20 protein-coding genes and 1 riboswitch are annotated in these 25,614 nt (G+C 73.3%); of the genes, 15 read left to right on the top strand and 5 right to left on the bottom strand.

Features of this window, described 5'->3' with window-relative positions; genetic code table 11:
- Positions 1-45: 45 nt before the first annotated feature.
- Positions 46-1,563 carry a DUF2079 domain-containing protein gene (locus BX286_RS15505; RefSeq protein WP_121015220.1) on the bottom strand — a complete coding sequence of 506 codons (1,518 nt, stop codon included), beginning with the start codon at positions 1,561-1,563 and terminating at the stop codon, positions 46-48.
- A 232-nt stretch (positions 1,564-1,795) separates the two neighbouring features.
- Between BX286_RS15505 and mfd the strand changes: the two genes are divergently transcribed.
- The 3 genes from mfd (at position 1,796) to BX286_RS15490 (ending at position 6,473) form a co-directional block, all read left to right on the top strand.
- The gene (gene mfd, locus BX286_RS15500; protein WP_100863519.1) at positions 1,796-5,329 is read left to right on the top strand and encodes a transcription-repair coupling factor; all 3,534 of its coding nucleotides are present in this window, start codon (positions 1,796-1,798) and stop codon (positions 5,327-5,329) included.
- 71 nt (positions 5,330-5,400) lie between these two features.
- A complete protein-coding gene (locus BX286_RS15495; RefSeq protein ID WP_121015218.1) occupies positions 5,401-5,967 on the top strand; it encodes a GNAT family N-acetyltransferase in 567 nt (188 codons plus the stop codon).
- 134 nt (positions 5,968-6,101) lie between these two features.
- Positions 6,102-6,473 carry an HD domain-containing protein gene (locus BX286_RS15490; protein ID WP_121015216.1) on the top strand — a complete coding sequence of 124 codons (372 nt, stop codon included), beginning with the start codon at positions 6,102-6,104 and terminating at the stop codon, positions 6,471-6,473.
- 18 nt (positions 6,474-6,491) lie between these two features.
- Here BX286_RS15490 and BX286_RS36570 read toward each other — a convergent pair whose 3' ends face one another.
- On the bottom strand, positions 6,492-7,301 hold the full coding sequence (locus BX286_RS36570; protein ID WP_100863522.1) for a hypothetical protein: 810 nt from the start codon (positions 7,299-7,301) through the stop codon (positions 6,492-6,494).
- Between the two features lie 96 nt (positions 7,302-7,397).
- On the bottom strand, positions 7,398-8,102 hold the full coding sequence (locus BX286_RS15480; RefSeq protein ID WP_121015214.1) for a hypothetical protein: 705 nt from the start codon (positions 8,100-8,102) through the stop codon (positions 7,398-7,400).
- A 201-nt stretch (positions 8,103-8,303) separates the two neighbouring features.
- On the opposite strand from BX286_RS15480, the gene BX286_RS15475 reads away from it, so the two are divergent.
- Together BX286_RS15475 and BX286_RS15470 are read left to right on the top strand one after the other, a co-directional pair.
- Positions 8,304-8,978, top strand: a complete 675-nt coding sequence (locus BX286_RS15475; protein WP_079427613.1) for a hypothetical protein — start codon at positions 8,304-8,306, stop codon at positions 8,976-8,978.
- Positions 8,975-10,525 carry a serine/threonine-protein kinase gene (locus BX286_RS15470; RefSeq protein ID WP_121015212.1) on the top strand — a complete coding sequence of 517 codons (1,551 nt, stop codon included), beginning with the start codon at positions 8,975-8,977 and terminating at the stop codon, positions 10,523-10,525. The genes BX286_RS15475 and BX286_RS15470 overlap by 4 nt, the downstream gene beginning before the upstream one ends.
- Positions 10,526-10,558: 33 nt before the next feature.
- Here BX286_RS15470 and BX286_RS15465 read toward each other — a convergent pair whose 3' ends face one another.
- Positions 10,559-12,985 carry a YfhO family protein gene (locus BX286_RS15465; protein WP_121015209.1) on the bottom strand — a complete coding sequence of 809 codons (2,427 nt, stop codon included), beginning with the start codon at positions 12,983-12,985 and terminating at the stop codon, positions 10,559-10,561.
- Positions 12,986-13,162: 177 nt separating this feature from the next.
- Here BX286_RS15465 and BX286_RS15460 point away from each other — a divergent pair, with 177 nt between their 5' ends.
- Together BX286_RS15460 and BX286_RS15455 are read left to right on the top strand one after the other, a co-directional pair.
- Positions 13,163-13,789 (top strand): SurA N-terminal domain-containing protein, encoded by a 627-nt coding sequence (locus BX286_RS15460; protein WP_079427607.1) that lies wholly within the window; start codon positions 13,163-13,165, stop codon positions 13,787-13,789.
- A 28-nt stretch (positions 13,790-13,817) separates the two neighbouring features.
- Entirely contained in the window at positions 13,818-14,858 is a 1,041-nt protein-coding gene (locus tag BX286_RS15455; RefSeq protein WP_121015207.1) for a nucleoside triphosphate pyrophosphohydrolase, read from the top strand.
- Between the two features lie 27 nt (positions 14,859-14,885).
- Here the strand turns inward: BX286_RS15455 and BX286_RS15450 are convergent, their stop codons facing one another.
- Positions 14,886-16,088 (bottom strand): globin domain-containing protein, encoded by a 1,203-nt coding sequence (locus tag BX286_RS15450; RefSeq protein ID WP_237292859.1) that lies wholly within the window; start codon positions 16,086-16,088, stop codon positions 14,886-14,888.
- Between the two features lie 121 nt (positions 16,089-16,209).
- On the opposite strand from BX286_RS15450, the gene BX286_RS15445 reads away from it, so the two are divergent.
- From BX286_RS15445 to BX286_RS15410, 8 genes are all read left to right on the top strand, one after another.
- Positions 16,210-17,484, top strand: coding sequence for a cytochrome P450 (locus tag BX286_RS15445; protein ID WP_121015205.1), 1,275 nt, complete (start codon positions 16,210-16,212; stop codon positions 17,482-17,484).
- A gap of 139 nt (positions 17,485-17,623) precedes the next feature.
- Positions 17,624-18,688 carry a transglycosylase family protein gene (locus BX286_RS15440; RefSeq protein ID WP_121015203.1) on the top strand — a complete coding sequence of 355 codons (1,065 nt, stop codon included), beginning with the start codon at positions 17,624-17,626 and terminating at the stop codon, positions 18,686-18,688.
- Between the two features lie 275 nt (positions 18,689-18,963).
- A riboswitch (cyclic di-AMP (ydaO/yuaA leader) is annotated at positions 18,964-19,132 on the top strand.
- Between the two features lie 3 nt (positions 19,133-19,135).
- A complete protein-coding gene (locus BX286_RS15435) occupies positions 19,136-19,873 on the top strand; it encodes a transglycosylase family protein (protein ID WP_159036775.1) in 738 nt (245 codons plus the stop codon).
- A gap of 281 nt (positions 19,874-20,154) precedes the next feature.
- Positions 20,155-21,441, top strand: coding sequence for a phosphopyruvate hydratase (gene eno / locus BX286_RS15430; RefSeq protein WP_079427593.1), 1,287 nt, complete (start codon positions 20,155-20,157; stop codon positions 21,439-21,441).
- A gap of 91 nt (positions 21,442-21,532) precedes the next feature.
- Entirely contained in the window at positions 21,533-22,021 is a 489-nt protein-coding gene (locus tag BX286_RS15425; RefSeq protein ID WP_079427591.1) for a septum formation initiator family protein, read from the top strand.
- Between the two features lie 79 nt (positions 22,022-22,100).
- Complete coding sequence (locus tag BX286_RS15420; protein ID WP_079427589.1) at positions 22,101-22,646, top strand: DUF501 domain-containing protein; 546 nt, start codon at positions 22,101-22,103, stop codon at positions 22,644-22,646.
- Entirely contained in the window at positions 22,643-23,584 is a 942-nt protein-coding gene (locus BX286_RS15415; protein ID WP_121015201.1) for a Ppx/GppA phosphatase family protein, read from the top strand. The genes BX286_RS15420 and BX286_RS15415 overlap by 4 nt, the downstream gene beginning before the upstream one ends.
- A 570-nt stretch (positions 23,585-24,154) precedes the next feature.
- Positions 24,155-25,537, top strand: a complete 1,383-nt coding sequence (locus tag BX286_RS15410) for an NAD(P)/FAD-dependent oxidoreductase (RefSeq protein WP_079427585.1) — start codon at positions 24,155-24,157, stop codon at positions 25,535-25,537.
- The last annotated feature ends 77 nt before the right edge of the window (positions 25,538-25,614 follow it).

Here is a 25,614-nt window from a genome sequence, read left to right as displayed (position 1 = left end):
TTCCCCGGCGGCTCCTCCGGGCGGCGTCGGGGCCGGGTTTCGCCCCTACAGCTGCCGTTCCAGCAGGACCATCCCGCCCGCCTCGCCCACCAGGGCGAACCGCGACCCCGGGTGCAGCCGCCCCGCGTACGCCAGTGGGTCCCCGGCCCAGCCGGAGGCGTTGTCGAAGACCAGGTAGGCCGGGCGCACCCCGCGCGTGCCGCCGAGCCAGAAGACCCGGCAGCGCGAGGTCAGCCGGGTCAGCGCCGGGTAGTCGGCCTCCACCGACACCCCGTCCGGGATCCGCGCCAGCAGCCGCTCGACCGCGACGGCCCGCTTCGGCTTCTCGTACGCGGCCCGCTCCCCGAGCCGGGCCAGCGGCAGGCTGGTCGCGCTCAGCGCGAGCGCGGCGGCCAGCACGGCGCCGGGCAGCTGGTGGGCGTACGAGCGCAGCCACGGCCGGGGGCTGCGCCGGACGGTGTCGAGGGAGTCGGCCAGCGCCAGCGTCACCACCGGCATCAGCACGGCGCTGTAATGGAAGTCGGTGGACCAGTAGTTCGGGTCGGCGGCGGTGAACCGCCAGCCCAGCGTCGGCAGGGCCACCCACAGCAGCGGGGAGCGCAGGGCCAGCAGGCCGCTGGTGGGGACGAGCACCCAGGCCAGGGTGGTGAGCTTCGTGCCGAGGCCGTGCAGAGCGTCGCCGGGGCCGCCGGCCTTCTGCCAGTAGGTGTAGCCGTCGGCGGCGAAGGCGGGGATCACCACCGTGAACACGAGTGCGGCCGCCGCCGCCCCGGCCACGGCCACCCCGAGGGCCAGCCGGGCCGCCCTCCGGTCGGTGCGCCGGGCCCGCCAGGCGACGACGAGCGCCAGCGCCGCCAGGGTGAGCCCCTGGTCCTCCTTGACCAGCAGCAGAGGCAGCCCCCAGGCCACCGCCGCCCGCCAGCGGCCCGCCAGCAGTGCCTCCAGGGCGAAGGCGATCAGCGGTACGGCGAAGCAGATCTCGTGGAAGTCGAACTCGACGGCCCGCTGGATCCCCCAGGACAGCCCGTACGCCGCCCCGAGCGCGAGCCCCCGCGCCTGCCCCAGCAGCCGCGCCGAGGCCCGGGTCACGGGCAGGGCCGACAGCGCGAACAGCGCCGCCTGCACCACCAGGAGGGTGACCGGGCCGGGGAAGACCCGGTAGAGCGGGGCGATCAGGGCGATGACGGGGCTGAAGTGGTCGCCGAGGACGAGGGTGCCCGGGCCCTTCAGGTCCACGACGGGCGCCTGGAGGTGGGCGTAGGCCCGGACGGCCTGCTCGAAGATGCCCAGGTCGTAGGAGGAGTCCTCCATTCGCCGGTGGCGGGTCACGGAGAGCGTGGCGTACGCGGCGAACAGCGCGGCGGTCAGCACGTACGGCGCCCGGGCCCGGGCCCACGCGGCGGCCCGGGCCCACGCGGCGGCCCGGGCACTCCGGGCGGGGCGCGCCACGCCGGCGGTGGGCGCGGCCGGCTCCGCCGGGGGCGCGGTGGCGGGCGCGGCGGATGCGGCCGGCGCCGTGCGGGGCGCGGTCGTGCCGTCGGGCGGGCGTGCGGAGGGGGACATCCGGACAGATTGTCATCCCGGTGCGGAAGCACTGCCTCCGCCCCCGGAGCCGTACCGGAGCCGTACGCAGCCGTACCGGACCCGTACCGCATCCACCCGAACCCGTACGCGCCCCGAATCCCGCGCGCGGCCGGCACACCCGCGGCATAGGGTGGGAACCCCCGGCCCGTTCACGTGTCGGGTGCTTCGCGTTGCCCCCGCCCGCCCCTCCACCGGATGGAAAGCCGCTTTCATGAGCCTGCACGGACTGCTCGACGCCGTCACCCGGGACCCCGCCCTGGCCGAGGCGGTCACCGCGGCCGGGGACGGCAACCGCATGCACGTGGACCTCGTCGGCCCGCCCGCCGCCCGGCCCTTCGCGATCGCCGCGCTGGCCCGCCGCACCGGGCGGACCGTGCTCGCCGTCACCGCCACCGGCCGGGAGGCGGAGGACCTGGCCGCCGCGCTGCGTTCGCTGCTGCCGCCCGACGAGGTCGTGGACTACCCGTCCTGGGAGACCCTGCCGCACGAGCGCCTCAGCCCGCGCAGCGACACCGTCGGCCGGCGCATCGCCGTCCTGCGCCGCCTTGCCCACCCCCGTGCGGACGACCCGGCCGCCGGCCCCGTCTCGGTGGTCGTCGCCCCCATCCGCTCCGTGCTCCAGCCGCAGGTCAAGGGGCTGGGCGACCTGGTGCCGGTGAGCCTGCGCCACGGCGAGAGCGCCGACCTCGGCGCGGTCACCGAAGCCCTGGCGGCCGCCGCGTACGCGCGCGTCGAGCTCGTGGAGAAGCGCGGGGAGTTCGCCGTGCGCGGCGGCATCCTCGACGTGTTCCCGCCCACCGAGGAGCACCCGCTGCGCGTGGAGTTCTGGGGTGACGAGGTCGAGGAGATCCGTTACTTCAAGGTCGCCGACCAGCGCTCCCTGGAGATCGCCGAGCACGGCCTGTGGGCCCCGCCCTGCCGGGAGCTGCTGCTGACCGGCGAGGTGCGCGAGCGGGCGGCGGCCCTCGCCGAGCAGCACCCGGAACTCGGCGAACTGCTGGGCAAGATCGCCGAGGGGATCGCCGTGGAGGGCATGGAATCCCTCGCCCCGGTCCTCGTGGACGACATGGAACTGCTCCTCGACGTCCTGCCGGCCGGTTCCATGGCCGTGGTCTGCGACCCCGAGCGGGTCCGCACCCGGGCCGCCGACCTGGTGGCGACCAGCCAGGAGTTCCTGATGGCCTCCTGGGCGGCCACCGCCGGCGGCGGCCAGGCCCCCATCGACGTCGGCGCGGCCTCGCTGCGCGGGATCGCCGACGTCCGCGAGCACGCCCGCGAGCTCGGCATGATGTGGTGGTCGGTCTCCCCCTTCGCGGCCGACGACCCCGGCCTGGGATCCGACACCCTCAAGCTCGGCATGCACGCCCCCGAGGCCTACCGGGGCGACACCGCCCGCGCCCTCGCCGACACCAAGGGCTGGATCGCCGACGGCTGGCACACCGTCTACCTCACCGAGGGCCACGGCCCGGCCGCCCGTACCGTCGAGGTCCTCGGCGGCGAGGGCATCCCGGCCCGCCTGGAGGCCGACCTCGGGGCCCTGGAGCCCTCGATCGTCCACGTCTCCTGCGCCTCGCTCGACAACGGCTTCATCGACCCGGCCCTCAAGCTGGCCGTCCTCACCGAGACCGACCTGACGGGCCAGCGCACCGCCACCAAGGACCTCGGCCGGATGCCCACCCGCCGCCGCAAGTCCATCGACCCCCTCACCCTGGAGGCCGGCGACTACATCGTGCACGAGCAGCACGGCGTGGGCCGCTACGTCGAGATGGTGCAGCGCACCGTCCAGGGCGCCACCCGCGAGTACCTCCTCGTCGAGTACGCGCCGGCCAAGCGCGGCCAGCCCGGCGACCGCCTGTACATCCCCACCGACCAGCTGGAGCAGGTCACCAAGTACGTCGGCGGCGAGGCCCCGACCCTGCACCGGCTCGGCGGCGCCGACTGGACGAAGACCAAGGCGCGGGCCAAGAAGGCCGTCAAGGAGATCGCCGCCGACCTGATCAAGCTGTACAGCGCCCGCATGGCGGCGCCCGGCCACACCTTCGGCCCCGACACCCCCTGGCAGCGCGAGCTGGAGGACGCCTTCCCGTACGCGGAGACCCCCGACCAGCTCACCACCATCGCCGAGGTCAAGGAGGACATGGAGAAGTCCGTCCCCATGGACCGCCTGGTCTGCGGCGACGTCGGCTACGGCAAGACCGAGATCGCGGTGCGGGCCGCGTTCAAGGCGGTCCAGGACGGCAAGCAGGTCGCGGTCCTCGTCCCGACGACCCTGCTGGTGCAGCAGCACTTCGGGACCTTCTCCGAGCGCTACAGCCAGTTCCCCGTCAACGTGAAGGCGCTCTCGCGCTTCCAGTCCGACACCGAGTCCAAGGCCACCCTGGAGGGCCTCAAGGAGGGCTCGGTCGACGTGGTCATCGGCACCCACCGCCTGTTCTCGCAGGAGACGAAGTTCAAGGACCTGGGCCTGGTCATCGTCGACGAGGAGCAGCGGTTCGGCGTCGAGCACAAGGAGCAGCTGAAGAAGCTCCGCGCCAACGTCGACGTGCTCACCATGTCCGCCACGCCCATCCCCCGCACCCTGGAGATGGCGGTCACCGGCATCCGCGAGATGTCGACGATCACCACCCCGCCGGAGGAGCGCCACCCGGTCCTCACCTTCGTCGGCCCCTACGAGGAGAAGCAGATCGGCGCGGCCATCCGGCGCGAGCTGCTGCGCGAGGGCCAGTGCTTCTACATCCACAACCGGGTCGAGTCCATCGACCGGGCGGCCGCCAAGCTCCGGGAGATCGTCCCCGAGGCGCGGATCGCCACGGCCCACGGCCAGATGTCCGAACAGGCCCTGGAACAGGTCGTGGTCGACTTCTGGGAGAAGAAGTTCGACGTCCTGGTCTCCACGACGATCGTCGAGTCCGGTATCGACATCTCCAACGCCAACACCCTGATCGTGGAGCGCGGCGACAACTTCGGCCTCTCCCAGCTGCACCAGCTGCGCGGCCGTGTCGGCCGGGGCCGCGAGCGCGGCTACGCGTACTTCCTGTACCCGCCGGAGAAGCCGCTGACGGAGACTGCGCACGAGCGGCTGGCCACCATCGCCCAGCACACCGAGATGGGCGCCGGCATGTACGTGGCGATGAAGGACCTGGAGATCCGCGGCGCGGGCAACCTGCTCGGCGGCGAGCAGTCCGGCCACATCGCGGGCGTCGGCTTCGACCTCTACATCCGCATGGTCGGCGAGGCCGTCGCCGACTACCGGGCCGCCGTGGAGGGCGGGGCGCAGGAGGAGCCGCCGCTGGAGGTGAAGATCGAACTGCCGGTCGACGCGCACGTCCCGCACGACTACGCGCCCGGCGAGCGGCTGCGCCTGCAGGCCTACCGGGCGATCGCCTCGGCGGCTTCGGAGGCCGACATCAAGGCGGTCCGGGAGGAACTCACCGACCGCTACGGCAAGCTGCCGGAGCCGGTGGAGAACCTGCTGCTGGTGGCGGGCCTGCGGATGCTGGCCCGGGCCTGCGGGGTCGGGGACATCACCCTCCAGGGCCCCAACATCCGCTTCGGCCCGGTAGAGCTGCGCGAGTCGCAGGAACTGCGCCTCAAGCGCCTCTACCCCGGCACGGTCCTCAAGCCGGCCACCTCCCAGGTCCTGGTCCCCCGGCCGAAGACGTCCCGCGTCGGCGGCAAGCCGCTGGTCGGCCGCGAACTCCTGGCCTGGACGGGCGAGTTCCTGACCACCATCCTCGGATCCTGACCCCCGCCCCGCGCCCCCGCCGCCCGCACCCACCCGCGGGCGGCGGCCGGGCGCGGCCGTACCATCGCCCGATGACCCCTCCCGTCACCCTCCGCGCCGCCCCGGCGGCGGGCCGGCCCGCCCTGCTCCTGCGGCCCTGGCGGGAGGAGGACGTCCCCGCGCTGGTGGAGGCGTGCGCGGATCCCGCCATGCGGCAGTGGATCCACCACCGCGCCGACGACGAGGCAGAGGGCCTGCGCTGGCTCGCGGAGCAGCGGCGGGGCTGGGCCTCGGGCGTGCGCTTCGCCTTCGCGGTCCTGGAGGAGGACGCCCCCGCCCCGCGCCGCCTCCTGGGCAACGCCGTCCTCAAACTGCCGAAGCCGGGCGCCCCCGCGGCCGAGGTCGGCTACTGGACCGCCGCCCACGCCCGCGGCCGGGGCACCGCCACCCGCGCCCTGGACACCCTCACGGCCTGGGCCGCCAAGACCTTCGCCCCCACGGGCCTGCGACGCCTCGACCTCTTCCACCAGCTGGACAACGAAGCCTCCTGCCGCGTGGCCCGGAAGGCCGGCTACCCCACCCACACCACCCTCCCCGCCACCCCACCGACCCACCCCCTCCCGGGCCACCTCCACACCCACCACCTCACCCACCCCTGACCCCCGACCGAGCGGCAGCCCCGCGTGGCCGGCAGGGCCGGAGAGGAGTGCCACGCGCAGCACGTCCTGGAGTGCGGGTCGGCGATTGACGAACTACGTTCTTCTTGATCGGACTTGAGACCGGAGGTCAGCAGATGGCAGACGAGACGGTGAACGCGCAGGGGACGGCCGGATTCATCTTCGGCCGCCGCTACATCGACGCCGCCCCCAACCAGGCCGTCACCGCCGACCAGGTCTCGGCCGCGCACCCGGCCGTGAGGGCCGGTGTGCAGCGCGTGGTGGAGGAGTACGAGGCCAACGACACCCCCGAGGCGGTCGTCGCCAAGGACGCCGACAAGCTGGAGTGCCTCGTCCAGGCCGTCGAGTACCGGGCGCAGGGCAACACCCTCGTCCAGGACTGGATCGACACCTCTCTGGGCAGTCTGAAGACGGCATCCGCCCATGCCCTCGCCGAGGCGGCGCTGACGATGTCGCCGCTGGAGTGGCGCAAGACGTTCCTCGGCTGAGTCCGAAGGCCGGCAGCGTCAGATCGATTCGCCCGGCGGGGTGTCCAGTTTCGAGAGGTCGAGGATGTCGGGGTCCTTCGGGGAGGTCGTGTCCACCGGGACGTCGAAGGCCGAGAAGAGGGCCTCGCCCGTGGTGTCGCCCATGACCGTCGACTTGAGGATGTACGGCTTGCCCTGCGTGGCCACGTAGTCGGTCTGGGTGCCCTGCTTCGCCGGGGAGGTCACCGCCAGGGCCGGCTTGCCGTCGACCGTCGCCGTCTCGCCCTTGCGGGCGAGGGGGCTGGGGCGGTCGAGGTCGCTGGTCAGCTTGGTCAGGTCGCAGCTGCCCGTCATCGGGGCGGCGCGGGGGTCGGAGGCGGGTATGCGGACCCAGCGGTCGGCGAGCATGGCCACCAGCTGGTCCGTCCGCTTCTGCGGGGTGTGCTGCAGCTCCGCGGTGCCCCGCCAGTAGGCGCGGTCACCCCGGAAGTGGACGAACTCCGAGGACTTGACGACGTCGAGCCGGCCCAGGCCCGCCACCCGGATCTCGCCCCTGCAGTTGCCCTTGCGGTCGAGGGAGAGGTCCACCTTCATCGGCTTGCCGTCCTGCTGGATCGTGGCCGCCACCCGCATCGAATCGGCCTTGCGGGTGGTCTCGTAGGCCTCGGTGAGGATCTCCTGACCGGAGCGGGACGAGGCCGGGGAGGGGGAGGGGGTGGAGGGGGCTGGGGTGGCGGGCTGTGCGGCGGCGGGGCGGTGGACGGACGGGCCGCAGGCCGTCAGGGCGCCCAGCAGGGCCGCGGCGGCTGCGACGGCCGACGCCGCCCTGGACTTCGTACGGCTGCGCATGTGCGGTGACCCCCGTGGTGACGACGTGATGCCGAGCTCGCGGCTTCCTCGTCGAGGGTAGGGGGCACCTCTGACAGGCCGGCCGGGGCGGGGCGGTTACGCGGCCGGGCCCGTCAGGTCCCGGTACTCGACGCTCCCGCCCTCCGGCCCGGTCTCCGCGTGCCCGAGGAGGTACGGCGTGCCCTCCAGGGCCACGTGGTCGGTGATGTCGGTGCCGCCGGGGCCCTTCGACACCAGCACCGCGACCGGCCTGCCGTTCAGCCGGGCGTCCGGGCCCCGGCGCAGGGCGGTGCGGTCCGCCGGGAAGGCGCGTGCGGGGGAGCCGTCCCGGCACAGGGCGACGAGGTGGGCGACCGCCGGGTCGCCGGGCTTCACGTCGATCCAGCCGTCCGCCGTGTCCGGGGACTTGGCGGGACCGCTCCCGAACTGGTCCCGCAGGAAGCCGTCGTCGCCCCTCAGGGAGACCTTGGAGTCGTCCACCAGGATCTCCCCCGTCCCGGCCCTGCCGACCTTCACCTCGCCCCAGCAACTGTCGCCCTCGAAGCTCAGCTTCGCGGTGATCTCCCGCGTCCCCGTGCGGCGCGAGATGACCGCGGTCTTCGACGCGGCCCGCTCCGTCTCCTCGTACGCGGCGCGCAGGACCGCCGCCGGTTCCCGGCCCGCGAGCGGGTCCCGGGCCGTGGAGGCCGGGGCCGACGGCGCCGCGCCGCCGGCTGCCGGGCCGCAGGCGGTGGCGGCGGTCAGCAGGGCCGCGCAGGTGAGCGCGGCCACGGTCGTGGTTCTGGGCGTGCGGGTGCGCATGACGGTTCCCCCCCCGGGATCGATCAGGAGCGGCGAGGTTAGCCGACGGGGCAGGAGGGCCGCTGGAGGCGTATGGGGACCGGGGCCCGGGCGGGCGTGCTGCGACCCTGCAACGGTTGCGCCCATCCCCTCACCGGCGGCCGGAAACGCTGTATACGCTTCCAGCCGTCACCCTTTCCGCACGGCCCGTCAGGAGCAGCGATGCACGGCCCCGGCATCCCGCCGCAGCAAGGCCCCCACGGCCACCGGCCCTTGTCCGGGGCGGCGATGACGCTGCGCGTGCTGTTCACCGCCCTGCCCCTCCTGAGCTGTGGTTTCTTCGCCTGGGGTGCGCTGCTGCGGATCGCTCTGCTCACCCGTAAGACCCGCGACTGGGTGCTGCTGGTGCTGGGCGGGGTGCTCTCGGTCGTCTGGATCACCTTCATCGAGCTCGACCCGACGGAGGAGACCAACGGCTGGCAGGGCAACCTCGGCGCCGGTGGCTCGATCTTCACCGGTTTCGCCGTCTGCGTGTACTACCTCGTCGCCGACATCAGGCACCACGAGGCGAAGGCCGCCGCCGCTCCCGCGGTGGGGGCCGCGCCCTGGTACCCGGCGCAGCAGTCCCCGTACGCCCAGCCGCAGCAGCACCAGCCGCAGCACCTTCAGCCGCAGCCCCCGCACCAGACCCGCCCCTCCTACGGCTACCCGCCCGTCCCGCCGCAGCAGGCCCCCGCCCCGGTCCAGCCCCCGCGCATCGGCCAGGTCCGCGCCGAACTCGACGAGCTGAGCGAGCTCCTGCGCAAGCAGACCCCGCACACCCCGCCCCGTCCCCCGCAGCCCGGCGGCCCCTACCAGGACCCGAACAGCACGGCGGTCCAGGACCCGCAGCAGTGACCGGCGGCGAACGGCTCGTCGGCGAGCGCTACGAGCTCGCCACCATCCTCGGCCAGGGCGGCATGGGCCAGGTGTGGACGGCCTACGACAAGCGGCTGGACCGCCGCGTCGCCGTCAAACTGCTGCGCCCCGACAAGGTGGCCGGCCCCGGCACCGTCGCCGAGGAACTGCGCCGCCGCTTCGTGCGCGAGTGCCGGGTCACGGCGCAGGTCGACCACCCGGGCCTGGTCACGGTGCACGACGCGGGCAGCGACGGCGACGAGCTGTACCTCGTCATGGGGTACGTCGAGGGCTCCGACCTGGCCGACCACCTCGCCGCACACGACCCCTACCCCTGGCCGTGGGCGGTCGCGGTGGCCGCCCAGCTGTGCGCGGTGCTGTCCGCCGTGCACGCCGTGCCGATCGTCCACCGGGACCTCAAGCCCCGCAATGTGATGATCCGCCCGGACGGAACGGTCCTCGTCCTGGACCTCGGCGTCGCCTCCGTGATGGACACCGACACCACCCGCCTCACCAGCACCGGCACCCCGATCGGCAGCCCCGCCTACATGGCGCCCGAGCAGGCCATGAGCGGCGCGGTGGGCCCCTACACCGACCTGTACGCCCTCGGTGTGCTGCTGTACGAACTCCTCAGCGGCAACGTCCCCTTCGCCGGGTCCACCGCCCTCGGCGTGCTGCACCGGCACCTTTACGAGCCCCCCGCCCCCGTACGCGCCCGGCGCCCCGAGATCCCGCAGGAGCTGGAGGCGCTGCTGATGCGCCTCCTCGCCAAGGACCCGCAGGACCGGCCCGGTTCGGCGCAGGAGGTCTACGAGGCCCTCGCGCCGCTGCTCCCGGCCCCCGGCAGCCGCCCCGTGGCCGGCGCCCTCGACCCGACCCGGCCCTTCCGGCGCCCGCAGGCACCCTGGCCGGACCGGCCGGACCACGTGGACCGGGCCGACCACGCGCCCGGCGGCGTCCCGCCGATGCCCACCGTGGCCCCGGCCCCGGCCCCGCCCCGCCCGGACATCCCCGGCGCGGTGGACGAGGCCCGCAGGCTGCTGGACCAGGGGCGGCTCACCCAGGCCGTGGACATCCTCGGCGGGATCCTCCCGGCCGCGGCCGCCGAGCACGGGGAGCGGTCGCCGGTGGTGCGCAGCCTGCGCAAGCAGTACGCCGCCACGCTGATGGACGACGGCCAGTACCGCCGCGCCCTGCCCGAACTGCGCCGCCTCGCGGAAGAGTTCCCGGCCGGCGATCCGCAGGCCCTGCGGCTGCGCTACGACGCCGCGCAGTGCCTGGAGCAGCTGGGCGAGCCGGCCGCGGCCCTGGCCGAGTACCGGTCGCTGCTCCCGCTGTTCGAGAACCACTACGCCAACCCGGACCCGGGCCTGCCGCTGGAGGTCCGCCGCCGGATAGCGCACCTGCTGCTCTCCCTCGGCGACCGCGCCGCCGCCCACGACACCCTGGTCCGGCTCCTGTACGACGCGGACCGGGTGCACGGCCCGGCGCACCCCCTCCCGGTGGAGATCCGCCGGACCCTGCAGTGGCTGGGCCAGGTGCGCTGACGCAGGGCCGTGCCCGGGGGCGCGGCGCAGTCCTCACGCGCCCCCGCGCCGGACCCGCGGCCCCGCCAGGAGCCCCGGGCGCCGCCTGAGCACCGCCAGCGCGGCCACGGCCAGCGCCGACGCCCCCGCCAGTCCCGCGCCGGGGAGCAGCCCGGGCGGGGTGAAGGCGCAGTGCAGGGTGCTGGTGCGGCCGTCCAGGGGCACCGCCAGCAGCCCCAGCCGGGACCCGGCCGGGCGGCCCTCGCAGCTCCAGCCCGCGATGGCCGGCACCGCGACGACCGCCGTGCCCGTGCTGCCGGGCGGCAGGGTGGCGGTCAGGTCCGAGTCGCCGGCCCGCACCGCCGTGGCGGCCGCGCCGCGCAGCGCCGCCACCGCGGCGGTGAGCTTCGACCGGTCCAGGCAGGACAGCGCCCACTGGTCCGGTGCCGGGCGGTCGAAGACCAGCGCCGAGGAGACCCCGTGCGAGCGCCCCAGGGGCTGGAGCGCCGCCCGGTTCTTCGGCGGGGTGCCGTTGAGCCTGGCCGGGCGCCCGTCCGCGAGGCGGGCCGTTCCGCTGTACTGCGGGGCCCACAGGAAGGCGTCGGTGCCCGCCCGGCAGGTTCCGGGCGCGACCGGGTCCTCGTACACCTTCGCCCCCAGCAGCAGCTCCTGGTTGGCGAACGGCGACCCGCCGAACTCCGGGGATGGACCGGCGGGCCGGACGGTGACCAGCGGCAGCGCCTCCGCCCGGACGGCCCGCCCGTCGGTCTTGAGGCGTGCGCCGACCGAGAACAGGGCGTCCGTCACCGGGTTGTCCAGGCTCTGCACGCTGCGCCCGCGCGAGGTCCAGCCCGCCCCGAGCGCCGCCATCGTGCGGGTGAAGACGTCCGGGGTGTGGCTGCTGTAGTACGAGCCGCCCTCGCCGCCCAGCAGCAGCGGGTCGTTGTTCGAGAGCGCGGGCCGGCCCGCGTCGGTGCGGTACGCCGGCCAGCCGTCGGCCTGCGCCAGGGCCCGTTCGCGGACGGTGTGGGTCCGCCCCCAGGAGGGGTAGTCGTCCAGCCCGCCCAGCTTGCCCTTGTGCCCGTACGCCGTCGTCGCTGCGGCCTGCGCCACCAGGGCCGCCGCCAGCACGGCGGCCGCCGGCAGCAGCAGCCGCCGGTGGCGCAGGCCCCACCAGGCCCCCGCCGTCAGTGCCAGCCCGCCGCAGAACAGGGCGTACCCCCAGCCCGTGGCCAGCGCGCTGCCCGCCGCCCACGCGGCGGCCGCCGCCAGGACGCCGGCCCCGGCCGCCAGCGCCCGTACGCCGGGCAGCCCGGCCGCGAGCCCGGTCCAGGCGGCGATGACCACGATCCCGGCCAGCACGAAGGTCTGCCGGTACGGGCTGCCGTTCGGGGTGGCGAAGACGTGCCAGGCCAGGTGGGTCGGCGCCCACTGCAGGGACAGCAGCACCGCCGCCACCAGCCCCGCCCACCACAGGCGGGTGCGCAGGGGCAGCGCCCGGTGGAAGGGCAGGGCCGTCACCAGCAGCAGGGTCCCGGTGCCGACGAACAGGGCGGGGGAGCCGAAGGAGTAGGTGGCCGGCATCAGCCGGGCGAGCAGGTCCGGCCAGGGCACCGGGGCGAACTCCTTGGACCAGCCCGGGTAGGCCTGCTGCGAACTCAGGAACAGCGGCACCAGCAGCGGCGCCGTCAGGGCCATCCCCAGCACGGTCGTCACCGCCGCCCGCCCGACCACCCGGGCCCGCTCGCGCATCCCGTCATGCGTCAGCACCACCCGCACCACCAGCACCAGCGCCGCGCCGAGCGTGGCCATGTAGGCGGTGTAGAAGTTCGCCGTCCACGAGACGGCCACCACCAGCACCCCCAGCAGCGGCCGCCGCCCGCGCAGCGCCCACTCGCCGGTCAGGCACAGCAGGGGGAAGGCGATCAGCCCGTCCAGCCACATCGGGTTGTACGAGGCCTCGATCACCGACCAGCCGCACAGCGCGTACGAGGCCCCCAGCAGCCCCGCCGCCCACCACGGCCCGGGCCGCTGGGTGCGCAGCAGCCAGGCCATCGCGGCGGCCGCGGCGGTCATCTTCACGACGGTGACCACGTACACGGCGAGGTCGATGTCGTGCCGCGGGAAGAGCCCGACCAGCAGGGCGAAGGGGCTCGTCAGGTACGTGCCGAGGTCGGGCAGGAAGCTGGTGCCGTACCCGGACTGCCAGTTGAACAGCAGTCCGCCGTGCGCCCGGCCGTGCAGCAGGTCCCACAGGTGGGCGTGGAAGGGCACGAACTGGTTGCCGAGGTCGTTGACACTGCGGTGCCGGGGCCCGTACGGGAAGACCCGCGCGACGGCGTCCCCGGAGCACACGGCCACGGCCGTGACCAGGGCGGCGAACGCCGAGCCGGACAGGGCGGGCCGGCGGCCGAAGCGGTGTACGGGGGCCGGAGCGGGGCGCTCCGGGGTGTGGTGCGGAGCGAGCTGCGAAGTCGACATGGTGAGCCGACCTTCGCAGGGACGTCCGGCTCCGCGGTAGCCGGGGGGTTAATTCGCACCTTCGACACCCCGGGAATCGTTGGTCGAACAGGTGGCTCGGGCCACTTCGACTGCATACCATCGATCACCGCACGGCCTTGTGCACCGACGCACAATCTCCCGGCCCTGGAGGCTCCTTTGCACCGTCGCACAGCGCTCTCCGTATCCGTCGCCCTGCTCGCGGCGGCCCCCTTGCTGGCCGCCTGCTCGGGCGGGACCCGTCCCGGTACCGCGGCCGTCGTCGGCGGCGAGCGCATCACCACGTCCGCGCTCCAGGCACAGGTCAACGACGTGCGCACCGCGCAGAACCGGTCCGAGCAGGGGGCGCGGCTGATCGGGGCCACCGCCGGACTCGAGCGGCTCAAGCTCAACAAGATGATCCAGACCGCCGTCCTGGAGCGGGCGGCGGACGACGCCGGGCTGAGCGTGAGCCCCAAGGAGATCGAGGACGTCCGCAAGGCGCAGCTCCAGCAGGTCGGCGGGGAGAAGGCGCTGGCCGCGGCCGCTCTGGAGCAGGCGCAGCTGGCCCCGGACCAGATCGACGCCGACACCCGGTTCAAGCTGCTGCGCGACAAGCTGTTCGCGCACTACGGCAGCCAGGACAAGGCGCTCGTGAAGCTCGGGGAGGCGGCGAAGGAGCTGCACATCGAGGTCAACCCGCGCTACGGGCGCTGGGACGAGAAGCAGATCCTCCTCGGTGACCAGCAGACCCCGTGGATCACGCAGAAGACGATGCCCGAGCAGGCGGCCCCCGCCGGAGCCTGACACCCGGGGACGGAGGTAGGTTCGGAGGGTGACCGACCACACCGCCGAACCCGCCTCCGCCGTCGCCCCCGCTCCCGCCGTCGCCCCCGCCTCCCCTGCGGACGCCGGGCGGATCGTCCTGCTGACCGCCAGCCACCGGGTGGCCCCCGGGCTGCTGTCCTGGCCGGCCTGGCAGGTCCTGCACGCCGCGGACCGGGTGCTGTGCGCGGACCCGGGCCACCCGCAGCTCCCGTACCTGCGGGAAGCGGGGGTGGTCGTGGCGCACGAGGCCCCCGACGCACACGCTCTCGTCGATGCCTGCGCCGGGGGCCGCACCATCGTGGTGATCCCGGCCGGTGAGGGCGACCAGCGGCTGACGGACGGACTGGCGCGGCTGGCCGGCTCGGGCCGGGTGGCCATGCCGGACCTGGAGCTGCTGCCGGGGTCGTACGACCTGCCGGGCGCGCGGCTGCTCGACCTGGTGCAGGTGATGGACCGGGTGCGCCGGGCGTGCCCGTGGACGTCGCGGCAGACCCACGAGGGGCTGGTGAAGTACGCCATCGAGGAGGCGTACGAGCTGGTCGAGGCGATCGAGGACGGCGACCGGGACGCGCTGCGCGAGGAGCTCGGCGACGTCCTGCTCCAGGTGGTCTTCCACGCGCGCATCGCCGAGGAGGGCGCGCAGGACGCCGGGGAGGCGGAGGCGTTCTCCATCGACGACGTCGCCGGCGACCTGGTCGACAAGCTGATCCGGCGCCACCCCCATGTCTTCGGGGACGCCACGGCCGAGTCCCCGGAGGACGTCAGCGCCCACTGGCAGGCCACCAAGGCGGTCGAGAAGCAGCGGGAGTCGGTCACCGACGGGATCCCCCTGGCCCAGCCCGGGCTCGCGCTCGCGGCGAAGCTGGCCGGCCGGGCCCGCGCGGGCGGGGTCCCGGTAGAGCTGCCCCGGGGCGAGGGCATCGGCTACGAACTGCTGGAACTGGCGGCCCGCGCCGAGGCGGCGGGCACCGACCCCGAAACGGCACTGCGCGCGGCGGCCCGCGCCTACCGCGACGCCATCCGCGCGGCGGAGGGCGTCGCCGGCTAGCCCGGGCAGTTCAGCCCTCAGGGGGCGTCAGTCGCCCGGGGCGCGGGCCGACGGGTCGTGCCAGTGCGGGGCCGGGCGGTGCAGGAACCACTCCCCGAAGCCCAGGGGGCGCCCGCCGCGGGCGGAGCCGGGGACGGGGACGGCGTCGTGGAAGAGGCGGTCGGGGCGGGCGCCGAGCTCCTCCAGGAGGAGGGCGGTCTCCTCCATGAACACGGGCGGCCCGCTCAGGTAGACGTCCTGCTCGGGCCACAGGGCGCGGTGGCCGAGGGCGGTCGCCAGCCGGGCGGTGGCCTGGTCGCGGTGCTGCCCGGGGGCGGGGGTGATGTAGGTGACGCCGAGCCGGCGGAAGGCGGCGGCGTAGGCGTCGATCCAGGGCCGGTCGTAGAGGTGCGCGGCGTCCCGGGCGGCCAGGAAGAGCCGTACGTCCCGATCGGGAGGGTGGTCCGCGAGCTCCTCCAGCATGGCCCGCACGGGCGCCCACCCGGTGCCCGCGGCGATGAAGGTGACGGGCCGGTCCGCGCGGCGCAGGGTCAGCCTCCCGCCCGGGGCGCTGAGCCGCAGCGGCTCGCCGGGCCGGATCTCGCGGACCAGGGCGGTGCTGAGGCGGCCGCCCTCGATCCGGCTGACGTGCAGGTCGACGGTGTGGTCGGCGCGGGGTGCGTTGGCGAGGGAGTACGTGCGCCAGACGGACGGGACCCGCCCGCTGCTCACGCTGACGTACTGGCCGGGCCGGTAGGGCAGCGGGGCGTGCGGTGCCAGGGTCAGGACCGCGATGTCCTGCCCGTAGCGCAGGTGGCGCACGACCTCGGCGTCCCACCAGGGCGGGTCCTCGCTCGCGGCGGCGCCGGCCGTCATCGCGTCGGCCATCAGCTGGTAGGCCTCGCCCCAGGCCTTCTCGGCGTCCGGGGTCCAGGCCGCGCCCGAGGTCGCGGCGAGGGCGGCGAGCAGGCTGGCGCCGACGGCGGCGTAGTGCTCGGGTCCGACCAGGAACTTGCGGTGGTCGCGGCCGAGGTCGTGGAGATAGGGGAGGAGGCTGTCGTCCTCCAGGCGGGAGACGACATGGGTGAGGGCGGCGAAGAGCCGGTCGCGCTGGCGCTCCATGTCCTCGGCGGAGTCCGGGAACAGCCGACGGATCCCGGGGTTGTGCCAGAACAGGTGGGAGTAGAAGAACTTGACCGTGTGCTCGGCCCGTCTCTCCACCACCGCGAAACTGCTCTTCAAGATCCTCACGTCCACAGGACCGAAGTAGGAATGTCCGACAAGCCGCCGTCAAGTGAGGGGCGATCCACGGACAGCCGCGGCGAACCGCCCATAAAGGATGACCGGTAGCGGGCCGGGATACCGTCGACGGGTGCACGAGCAGACCCCCGACACCCCGCCCGCCCCCGCCGTCCCGGCGGCGCCGACCCTCTTCGACTGGGAGTTCGCCACCGACCCCTACCCCGCCTACGCCTGGCTGCGCGAGCACGCGCCCGTGCACCGGGCCACGCTCCCCAGCGGGGTCGAGGCCTGGCTGGTGACCCGGTACGCGGACGCCCGCCAGGCCCTCGCCGACCAGCGGCTGAGCAAGAACCCGGCGCACCACGCGGAGCCCGCCCACGCCAAGGGCAAGACGGGGATCCCCGGGGAGCGCAAGGCGGAGCTGATGACCCACCTGCTCAACATCGACCCGCCGGACCACACCCGGCTGCGCCGGCTGGTGTCGAAGGCGTTCACCCCGCGCCGCGTCGCGGAGTTCACCCCCCGGGTGCAGGAGCTGACCGACCGCCTCATCGACGGGTTCGAGCAGAAGGGGGAGGCGGACCTCATCCACGAGTTCGCCTTCCCGCTCCCCATCTACGCCATCTGCGAGATGCTCGGCGTACCGCGCGAGGACCAGGACGACTTCCGCGACTGGGCCGGGATGATGATCCGCCACGGCGGCGGTCCGCGCGGCGGGGTGGCCCGCTCGGTGAAGCGGATGCGCACCTATCTCGGGGAACTGATCCACCGCAAGCGGGACGATCTGGGCAACGACCTCATCTCCGACCTGATCCGGGCGAGCGACCACGGCGACCACCTGACGGAGGCCGAGGCCACCGCCATGGCCTTCATCCTGCTGTTCGCCGGCTTCGAGACGACCGTGAACCTCATCGGCAACGGCGTCCACTCCCTCTTCATGAACCCCGGCCAGCGCGCCCTCCTCCAGGACTCCCTCGCCGCGGGCGAGACCGCCCTGCTGGAGACCGGGATCGAGGAGCTGCTGCGCTACGACGGCCCGGTGGAGCTGGCCACCTGGCGGTTCGCCACCCGCCCGCTGACCCTCGGCGGCCAGGACGTCGCCGCCGGCGACCCCGTGCTGGTGGTCCTCGCGGCGGCCGACCGCGACCCCGCGCGCTTCGCCGATCCGGACACGCTCGACCTCTCCCGGAGTGACAATCAGCACCTCGGATACGGCCACGGGATCCACTACTGCCTCGGCGCCCCGCTCGCCCGCCTGGAGGGCCAGACGGCGCTCGCGACTTTGCTGAAGCGTCTGCCGGATCTGGAACTTGCCGTTCCCCCTGCGGACCTGCGCTGGCGCGGCGGACTCATCATGCGGGGCCTGCGCACCCTGCCCGTCCGCTTCACAGTCCCGAACGTCTGAGGCGCGCACCCGGGCGCCCGCAACGGCCCCCGGGGCGGCGGAACTGACCGGAATTCAGTCTTCGGCCGAACTTGTGACATCCGTTCGAAGGCGGCTAGGTTCTGCCGTTACCCCGCCGTTATACGAAAGGTGCAGGCTCATGCTTCCCGGGAACGGCCGCCACAGACGACCCCGTCAGGTCCCCGCCATCGTCGTCACCGCCGGAGTCACCGGCTCAGCGCTGGCACTGCCGCTGCTCGCCGCCACGGGCGCGAACGCGGCCGACACCGCGACGTGGGACAAGGTCGCCGACTGCGAGAGCGGCGGCACGTGGAGCGCCAACTTCGGCAGCGGGGCCTACGGCGGCCTCCAGTTCACTCTGGAGCAGTGGAAGAACGCGGGCGGACTCGAGTACGCGGAGCGCCCCGACCTCGCGAGCCGGTCGCAGCAGATAGCGGTGGCTGAGCGGGTGCTGGAATCCCAGGGCCCCGAGGCGTGGCCGCTGTGCTCCGCCTCGGCCGGGCTGTCCAAGAACGGGCCGAAGCCCGACGTGGACACCGGCACCTCCAAGATCCCCGGCCCGGTCGGCCCCACCCCGGTCCGGCCCGACTTCTCGGTGCCCTCCACCGGCCGGGACAAGCCCTCCACGGACTTCGGGGCGCCCACCCCGGCTCCCGGCACCCCGGGCCCGGGCGTACTCCCGGACTACCCGCTGGGCGCCACCAGCGGACTGCCCGTCATGCCGGAGCCGGACTACTCCCTGCCGCCCACCCCGACCACGGGCCCCACCGTCCCGCCCACCACCCCGGCGAACCCGGGCAACCCGGGCAATCAGAACGGCCAGGGCAACCAGGGCAACTCCAACAACCAGGGCAACCCAGCCAATCCGACCGCCCCCGGCACCCCGACCGCCCCGGTCGACCCGACGGCCCCGGCCACCCCGGGCGCCACGCCCTCTCCCTCGGCCTCCGCCGGCGCCTCCGACGGCAGCGGCAAGCACCGCGGCCCGGCCGCGGTCGAGGTGCCCGCGGCCCCTGGCGCGGCGTCAGCCTCCGCCGCGGAGCCCGTGTACACGGTGAAGCCGGGCGACAGCCTGGCGGCCATCGCGGACGCCAACGGCCTCAAGGGCGGCTGGACCGCCCTCTACCAGGCCAACGAGCAGGTCATCGGCAAGGACGCGGACCTCATCAAGCCCGGCCAGAACCTGGATCTAACCAAGAAATAGGGGGTAGTTCGGGCAGCCATTACGGGCTGAATGTCCGTTATCGGCAAGTGAGACATGCATCTCTTCCGGACAACTGGCGTGTCTCATTCCGGAACTTCCGCAAACCCGGCTCCGACCTGCGCAAACGTGCTCTCCCGGAACGCAAGTAGGCCGGTTTCTCCCCAAAATCACACGTTGAACATCGGGGAGAGACCTGTCTACCTTCTGAGTCGCCCGCCACCGCGGGCTCCTTCGACCGCATCGCCGAATCCTGCCGGCGGCCGGAGGGAACAGTCGTCGCGCAAGCGCCGTTGGCAGGAGCGGGGGAACCAAGGTAGGTGCCGGGAAAGGCCGTTGAGAGACGGCCCGCGTACCGGCTTGGGGTGAAGACGCGCAACTGCGCGACCGGGCAACTCATCCGCCCGAACCCGACAGCTCACCTCGAAGGCGTCGGTGAGGAGAAACTCCATGCTGCTTTCCGGCAAGGGCAAGCACCGCCGCGGCTCCAAGGCCGTCCGCATCGTCACGCTCGCCGGTGTCGCCGGTGTGGCCGTCGCCGCGCCGCTGATGGCCGCCGGCTCCGCCAGCGCCGCCACCGTCTCGGAGTGGGACAAGGTCGCCGCGTGCGAGTCCGGCGGCAACTGGTCCATCAACACCGGCAACGGCTACTACGGCGGCCTCCAGTTCTCCGCCTCCACGTGGGCCGCGTACGGCGGCAAGGCGTACGCCGCGCAGGCCAACCAGGCCACCAAGTCGCAGCAGATAGCCATCGCCGAGAAGGTCCTCAAGGGCCAGGGCAAGGGCGCCTGGCCGTCCTGCGGCGTCGGCCTGTCCAACTCCGCCTACAACGGCGGCGGCTCGACCACCACCCCGGCCAAGCCGAAGCCGGAGACCAAGCCGGCCCCGGCCAAGCCCGCCCCGGCGAAGCCCTCCACCCCGAAGGCCGACACCGAGACCAAGTCCACCGGCTCCGGCTCCGGCGACTGGACCCCGTCCAAGCCCGCCCCGGCCAAGCCGTCGGCCCCGAAGACCGGGACCCCGGCGACCGGCAACGGCTCGTACACGGTCCAGGAGGGCGACACCCTCGGCACCATCGCCGAGGCCAACGGCGTCAAGGGCGGCTGGGAGAAGCTGTTCGACCTGAACAAGGACACCGTCCAGGACGCCGACCTGATCTTCCCGGGTCAGAAGCTGAACCTCGGCTGAATTCCCGCGTAACACCCGAGCAGCACCCCGGCACGGACCGCGGCATCGACGCCCGGCGCGCATCCTTCGCGCGCCGGGCGTCGTCGCGTCCGCGCCGCGCCGCCGCATGTCCGGCCCGTTTTCCGGGGCTCTATGTCCCGGAAGGCGGGTATTCGGACCCTTTTTCGTCCCAGGACCCGGGCGGTCGGCTGGCCGACCGCCCGGAGCCGGTTAGGCTCTAGTCGGCGAGGCCGTCCCAGGCCACACGCCACCGCACACCCAGCGTCACATCCCAGAAGGAGATGCTCGTGCCGTCCATCGACGTCGTCGTAGCCCGGGAAATCCTGGACTCCCGAGGCAACCCCACGGTCGAGGTCGAGGTGGGCCTCGACGACGGCAGCACCGGCCGTGCTGCAGTTCCGTCCGGTGCCTCCACCGGAGCGTTCGAAGCCGTAGAGCTCCGCGACGGTGACCCCAACCGCTACCTGGGCAAGGGCGTCGAGAAGGCCGTCCTCGCCGTCATCGAGCAGCTCGGCCCGGAGCTGGTCGGCTACGACGCCACCGAGCAGCGCCTGATCGACCAGGCGATGATCGACCTGGACGCCACCGAGAACAAGGGCTCCCTCGGCGCCAACGCCATCCTCGGCGTCTCCCTCGCCGTCGCGCACGCCGCGTCCGAGGCCTCCGACCTCCCGCTCTTCCGCTACCTCGGCGGCCCGAACGCGCACCTGCTGCCCGTTCCGATGATGAACATCCTCAACGGCGGGTCGCACGCGGACTCCAACGTCGACATCCAGGAGTTCATGATCGCGCCGATCGGCGCGGAGTCCTTCTCCGAGGCCCTTCGCTGGGGTGCCGAGGTCTACCACACCCTCAAGAAGGTCCTGCACACCAAGGGCCTCTCCACCGGCCTGGGCGACGAGGGCGGCTTCGCCCCGAACCTGGAGTCCAACCGCGCCGCGCTCGACCTCATCATCGAGGCCATCAAGCAGGCCGGCTACGTCCCGGGCAAGGACATCGCGCTCGCGCTCGACGTCGCCGCGTCCGAGTTCTACAAGGACGGCAAGTACCAGTTCGAGGGCCAGTCCCGCTCGGCCGCCGAGATGACCGAGTACTACGAGGAGCTCGTCTCCGCGTACCCGCTGGTCTCCATCGAGGACCCGCTGTTCGAGGACGACTGGGCCGGCTGGAAGACCGTCACCGAGCGCCTGGGCTCCAAGGTCCAGATCGTCGGCGACGACCTCTTCGTCACCAACCCCGAGCGCCTCGCCCGCGGCATCGAGGAGGGCTCCGCGAACGCCCTGCTCGTCAAGGTCAACCAGATCGGTTCGCTGACCGAGACCCTCGACGCCGTCGAGATGGCCCAGCGCAACGGCTTCAAGTGCATGATGTCCCACCGCTCCGGCGAGACCGAGGACGTCACCATCGCCGACCTCGCCGTCGCGGTGAACTGCGGCCAGATCAAGACCGGCGCCCCGGCCCGCTCGGACCGCGTCGCCAAGTACAACCAGCTGCTGCGCATCGAGGAGATCCTCGACGACGCCGCGGTGTACGCCGGGCGCAGCGCCTTCCCGCGCTTCAAGGGCTGAGTCCTCGCCTAGCCTCCCTACGTCCCCGCACTCGGTCCCGTACCGTGTGCGGGGACGTATTGCGTAGCGCGCGCACAAGGGGAGGCGGATCATGGCCGGGAACCGGGATCGGTTCTCCACCTTCTCCACGGCGACCAGGCTCCGGCAGCTCGGCGAGCGGACCGCGGCCCACGTCTACCGCTCGCAGTCCCGCCGGGTCGTGCGCCGCAGCCGGCTCACCGGCCGGGCGGCCCTGCTGGTGCTCGTCCTCTGTACGCTGGTCGTCGCCCTGGCGTACCCGATGCGCCAGTACGTGTCCCAGCGCTCGGAGATCGCCGACCAGCAGCGGGCCGCCGCCACCGCGCGCAAGCGCCTGGAGCAGCTTCGCGACGAGAAGGCGCGCTGGCAGGACCCCGCCTACGCGGAGCAGCAGGCGCGCAGGCACCTGCACTTCCTGCGCCCGGGGGAGATCGGCTACATCATGACCGACCCCGGGGCCGCGGCCGCGGAGCACCGCCGCGGCGGCCAGAGCGGATCCGACCGCCCCTGGTACTCCAACGTCTGGGACGGCGTCGACAAGGCCGACCGCCCCGGCGACTGACCCACCCATCACGACCGTCACGTACGGGCGACCGCAGGCGGCCGCCCCGTACGACCGAACGAAGAGACTTCCTCCAGGCATGCAGACGCCCCCGCCCCAGACCGACCGGACCGAGCCGACCGCCGCCGACATCGAGGCGTTCGAGCAGCAGCTCGGCCGCCCCCCGCGCGGGCTGCGCGCCATCGCGCACCGCTGCCCCTGCGGCCAGCCGGACGTCGTCGAGACCGCCCCGCGCCTCCCCGACGGCACCCCCTTCCCGACGCTGTACTACCTCACCTGTCCGCGCGCGGCCTCCGCGATCGGCACGCTGGAGGCCAACGGCGTGATGAAGGAGATGCAGGCCCGCCTCGCCGAGGACCCGGAGCTCGCCGCCGCCTACCGCAAGGCGCACGAGGACTACATCCAGCGGCGCGACGCCATCGAAGTGCTCCAGGGCTTCCCGAGCGCCGGCGGCATGCCGGACCGGGTGAAGTGCCTGCACGTGCTGGTCGGGCACTCGCTGGCGGCCGGCCCCGGGGTGAACCCGTTCGGCGACGAGGCCCTGGCGATGCTGCCGGAGTGGTGGGCCAAGGGCGCCTGCGTCACCCCGTGCGGTGAGAAGGCGAAGGAAGGGGAGACGGCATGACCCGGGTCGCCGGCATCGACTGCGGTACCAACTCCATCCGCCTCCTCGTCGCCGACTGCGACCCGGCCACCGGGGAGCTGGTCGAGCTCGACCGCCGGATGACCATCGTCCGGCTCGGCCAGGGCGTGGACAAGACCGGCCGGCTGGCCCCGGAGGCGCTGCAGCGCACCTTCGCGGCCTGCCGCGAGTACGCCGCGGTGATCAAGGAGCTGGGCGCCGAGCGGATCCGTTTCGTGGCCACCTCGGCCTCGCGCGACGCCGAGAACCGCGAGGACTTCGTCCGGGGCGTCCTGGACATCCTGGGCGTGGAGCCCGAGGTGATCTCCGGGGGCCAGGAGGCGGAGTTCTCCTTCACCGGCGCCACCAGGGAGCTGACCGGTGACACGGCCCTGGAGCGGCCCTTCCTGGTGGTGGACATCGGCGGAGGCTCGACCGAGTTCGTCGTCGGCGAAGAGCACGTGCGCGCGGCCCGCTCCGTCGACGTGGGCTGCGTCCGGATGACCGAGCGCCACCTGGTGGTGGACGGTGAGGTCACCGACCCGCCGACCGGGGCGCAGATCGCCGCCATGCGCGCCGACATCGAGGCGGCCCTGGACCTGGCCGCCGAGACCGTCCCGCTGGAGGAGGCCCGCACCCTGGTGGGCCTGGCCGGCTCGGTGACCACGGTCGCCGCGATCGCCCTGGACCTGCCGGAGTACCGCTCCGAGCGCATCCACCACTCCCGCATCTCCTACGAGCAGGTCCGCGAGATCAGCGAGCGCATGCTGACCGCCACCCACGCCGAGCGCTCGGCGATCCCGGTGATGCATCCCGGGCGGGTCGACGTGATCGGCACCGGCGCCCTGGTCCTGCTCGCGATCATGGAACGCACCGGCGCCGCCGAGGTCGTGGTCTCCGAGCACGACATCCTGGACGGCATCGCCTGGTCCGTGGCCTGACCGGTCCGCCCGTGCGGGTGGACGAGGGGGCGTTCCGCGCTGGGCGCCCCCTCGAGCCGTTCGCGGACGTTCCTGCGGCGGCCGTCGTGCGGGGCTGTGGCGCGAATATCGCGTTCCACCCGATGAGTGGCTGGTGGGGCGGGGGAGCACGCCCGGGGCGGGGGCTGTGCGAGGGCTGTGCGGGGGCAGTGCGGGGCTCCCGGGAGGCCGAAAAGGCGCTGCCGCGCACCAAGTTCGTGAAGTTCTTCACAAGGAAAAAGCGTCCCCCGGGTCAACAAGAGGGTCGTTCGAGGGGTTCTTGAGGGTCGCAGGGCCGTTTCAGCACCTGTTTGTGCGATGCGCGGGCGCTGCGGGTTTCGTATCGGAGGTAAGGACGAAACCCGGTGGTCCAGTCCGGTCGAGGCCCTGGAGGCCAGTTCAGGGCGGGTGAACAACGAGTCCCGATACCCTCTGGTTCCCGTTGCGCGCCATGATCTGGGTCACGCGGGGCGCGCAGTGTAGCAGAGCTCTCCTCGCTCCTTGTGAAGGGGCTCACGAGCATCACCCCTTGGGGTGCTGGATACTCATCTCATGAGCACCACGGAGCGTCCCAGGATCCTCGTTGTAGGAGGTGGGTACGTAGGCCTGTACGCAGCCAAGCGCATCATGAAGAAGATGCGCTACGGCGAGGCGACCGTCACGGTCGTCGACCCGCGCTCGTACATGACCTACCAGCCCTTCCTCCCCGAAGTGGCCGCAGGCAGCATCTCGCCTCGGCACGTCGTCGTCCCGCTGCGACGCGTGCTGCCCAAGGCTGAGGTTCTCACCGGCCGGGTCACCACCATCGACCAGGACCGCAAGGTCGCCGTCGTCACGCCGCTGGTCGGCGAGGCGTACGAGCTGCCCTTCGACTACCTGGTGATCGCGCTCGGCGCCGTCTCACGCACCTTCCCGATCCCCGGCCTGGCCGAACAGGGCATCGGTATGAAGGGCGTCGAAGAGGGCATCGGCCTGCGCAACCACGTCCTCGAACAGCTCGACAAGGCCGAGTCCACGACGGACGAGAACGTCCGCCGCAAGGCGCTCACCTTCGTCTTCGTCGGCGGCGGCTTCGCCGGCGCCGAGACGATCGGCGAGGTCGAGGACATGGCCCGCGACGCCGCGAAGTACTACACCACGATCAAGCGCGAGGACATGCGCTTCATCCTGGTCGACGCGGCCGACAAGATCCTCCCCGAGGTCGGGCCCAAGCTCGGCACCTGGGGCAAGGAGCACCTCGAGTCCCGCGGCATCGAGATCTACCTCAACACCTCCATGGACTCCTGCGTGGACGGCCACGTGGTGCTGAAGAACGGCCTCGAGGTCGACTCCAACACCATCGTGTGGACCGCGGGCGTCAAGCCGAACCCGGCGCTGGCCCGCTACGGCCTGCCGCTCGGCCCGCGCGGCCACGTGGACACCGCCCCGACCCTCCAGGTCCAGGGCACCGACTACATCTGGGCCGCCGGCGACAACGCCCAGGTCCCGGACGTCGCCTCCCGCAAGGCCGGCGTCGAGAACGCCTGGTGCCCGCCGAACGCCCAGCACGCGCTGCGCCAGGCCAAGGTCCTCGGCGACAACGTGGTCTCCGGCATGCGGGGCTTCCCGCAGAAGGAGTACCAGCACTCCAACAAGGGTGCGGTGGCGGGCCTCGGCCTCCACAAGGGCGTGGCGATGATCGTCATGGGCAAGATGAAGATCAAGCTCAAGGGCCGTCTCGCCTGGTACATGCACCGTGGCTACCACGGCATGGCCATGCCGACCTGGAACCGCAAGATCCGCGTCTTCGCGGACTGGACCCTCGGCATGTTCCTCAAGCGTGAGGTCGTCGCCCTCGGCGCCCTCGAAACCCCGCGCGAGGAGTTCTACGAGGCCGCCAAGCCGGCGCCGGCCCCCGCCGCCGCCGCTGCCCCGGCCGAGAAGGCCAAGGCCTGACCCCGGCGCTGACGCCGGGTCCCTGAGCACGACCCCGAAGGGGCCGCCCGCCATCCGTGGTGCGGGCGGCCCCTTCG

It is taken from the genome of Streptomyces sp. 3211.6 (genome assembly GCF_003634815.1).
Lineage (GTDB): Bacteria > Actinomycetota > Actinomycetes > Streptomycetales > Streptomycetaceae > Streptomyces > Streptomyces katrae_A.
This window is presented reverse-complemented; position numbering and strand designations above follow the sequence as displayed.

Bases quoted from the DNA above. Each gene is read 5' to 3' on its own strand.
- BX286_RS15490 (WP_121015216.1), top strand. From the start codon at position 6,102: ATGGCAGACGAGACGGTGAACGCGCAGGGGACGGCCGGATTCATCTTC.
- BX286_RS15465 (WP_121015209.1), bottom strand. From the start codon at position 12,985: ATGTCGACTTCGCAGCTCGCTCCGCACCACACCCCGGAGCGCCCCGCT.
- mfd (WP_100863519.1), top strand. From the start codon at position 1,796: ATGAGCCTGCACGGACTGCTCGACGCCGTCACCCGGGACCCCGCCCTG.
- BX286_RS36570 (WP_100863522.1), bottom strand. From the start codon at position 7,301: ATGCGCAGCCGTACGAAGTCCAGGGCGGCGTCGGCCGTCGCAGCCGCC.
- BX286_RS15435 (WP_159036775.1), top strand. From the start codon at position 19,136: ATGCTGCTTTCCGGCAAGGGCAAGCACCGCCGCGGCTCCAAGGCCGTC.
- BX286_RS15505 (WP_121015220.1), bottom strand. From the start codon at position 1,563: ATGTCCCCCTCCGCACGCCCGCCCGACGGCACGACCGCGCCCCGCACG.
- BX286_RS15415 (WP_121015201.1), top strand. From the start codon at position 22,643: ATGACCCGGGTCGCCGGCATCGACTGCGGTACCAACTCCATCCGCCTC.
- BX286_RS15440 (WP_121015203.1), top strand. From the start codon at position 17,624: ATGCTTCCCGGGAACGGCCGCCACAGACGACCCCGTCAGGTCCCCGCC.
- BX286_RS15480 (WP_121015214.1), bottom strand. From the start codon at position 8,102: ATGCGCACCCGCACGCCCAGAACCACGACCGTGGCCGCGCTCACCTGC.
- BX286_RS15475 (WP_079427613.1), top strand. From the start codon at position 8,304: ATGCACGGCCCCGGCATCCCGCCGCAGCAAGGCCCCCACGGCCACCGG.
- BX286_RS15425 (WP_079427591.1), top strand. From the start codon at position 21,533: ATGGCCGGGAACCGGGATCGGTTCTCCACCTTCTCCACGGCGACCAGG.
- BX286_RS15420 (WP_079427589.1), top strand. From the start codon at position 22,101: ATGCAGACGCCCCCGCCCCAGACCGACCGGACCGAGCCGACCGCCGCC.
- BX286_RS15495 (WP_121015218.1), top strand. From the start codon at position 5,401: ATGACCCCTCCCGTCACCCTCCGCGCCGCCCCGGCGGCGGGCCGGCCC.
- eno (WP_079427593.1), top strand. From the start codon at position 20,155: ATGCTCGTGCCGTCCATCGACGTCGTCGTAGCCCGGGAAATCCTGGAC.
- BX286_RS15410 (WP_079427585.1), top strand. From the start codon at position 24,155: ATGAGCACCACGGAGCGTCCCAGGATCCTCGTTGTAGGAGGTGGGTAC.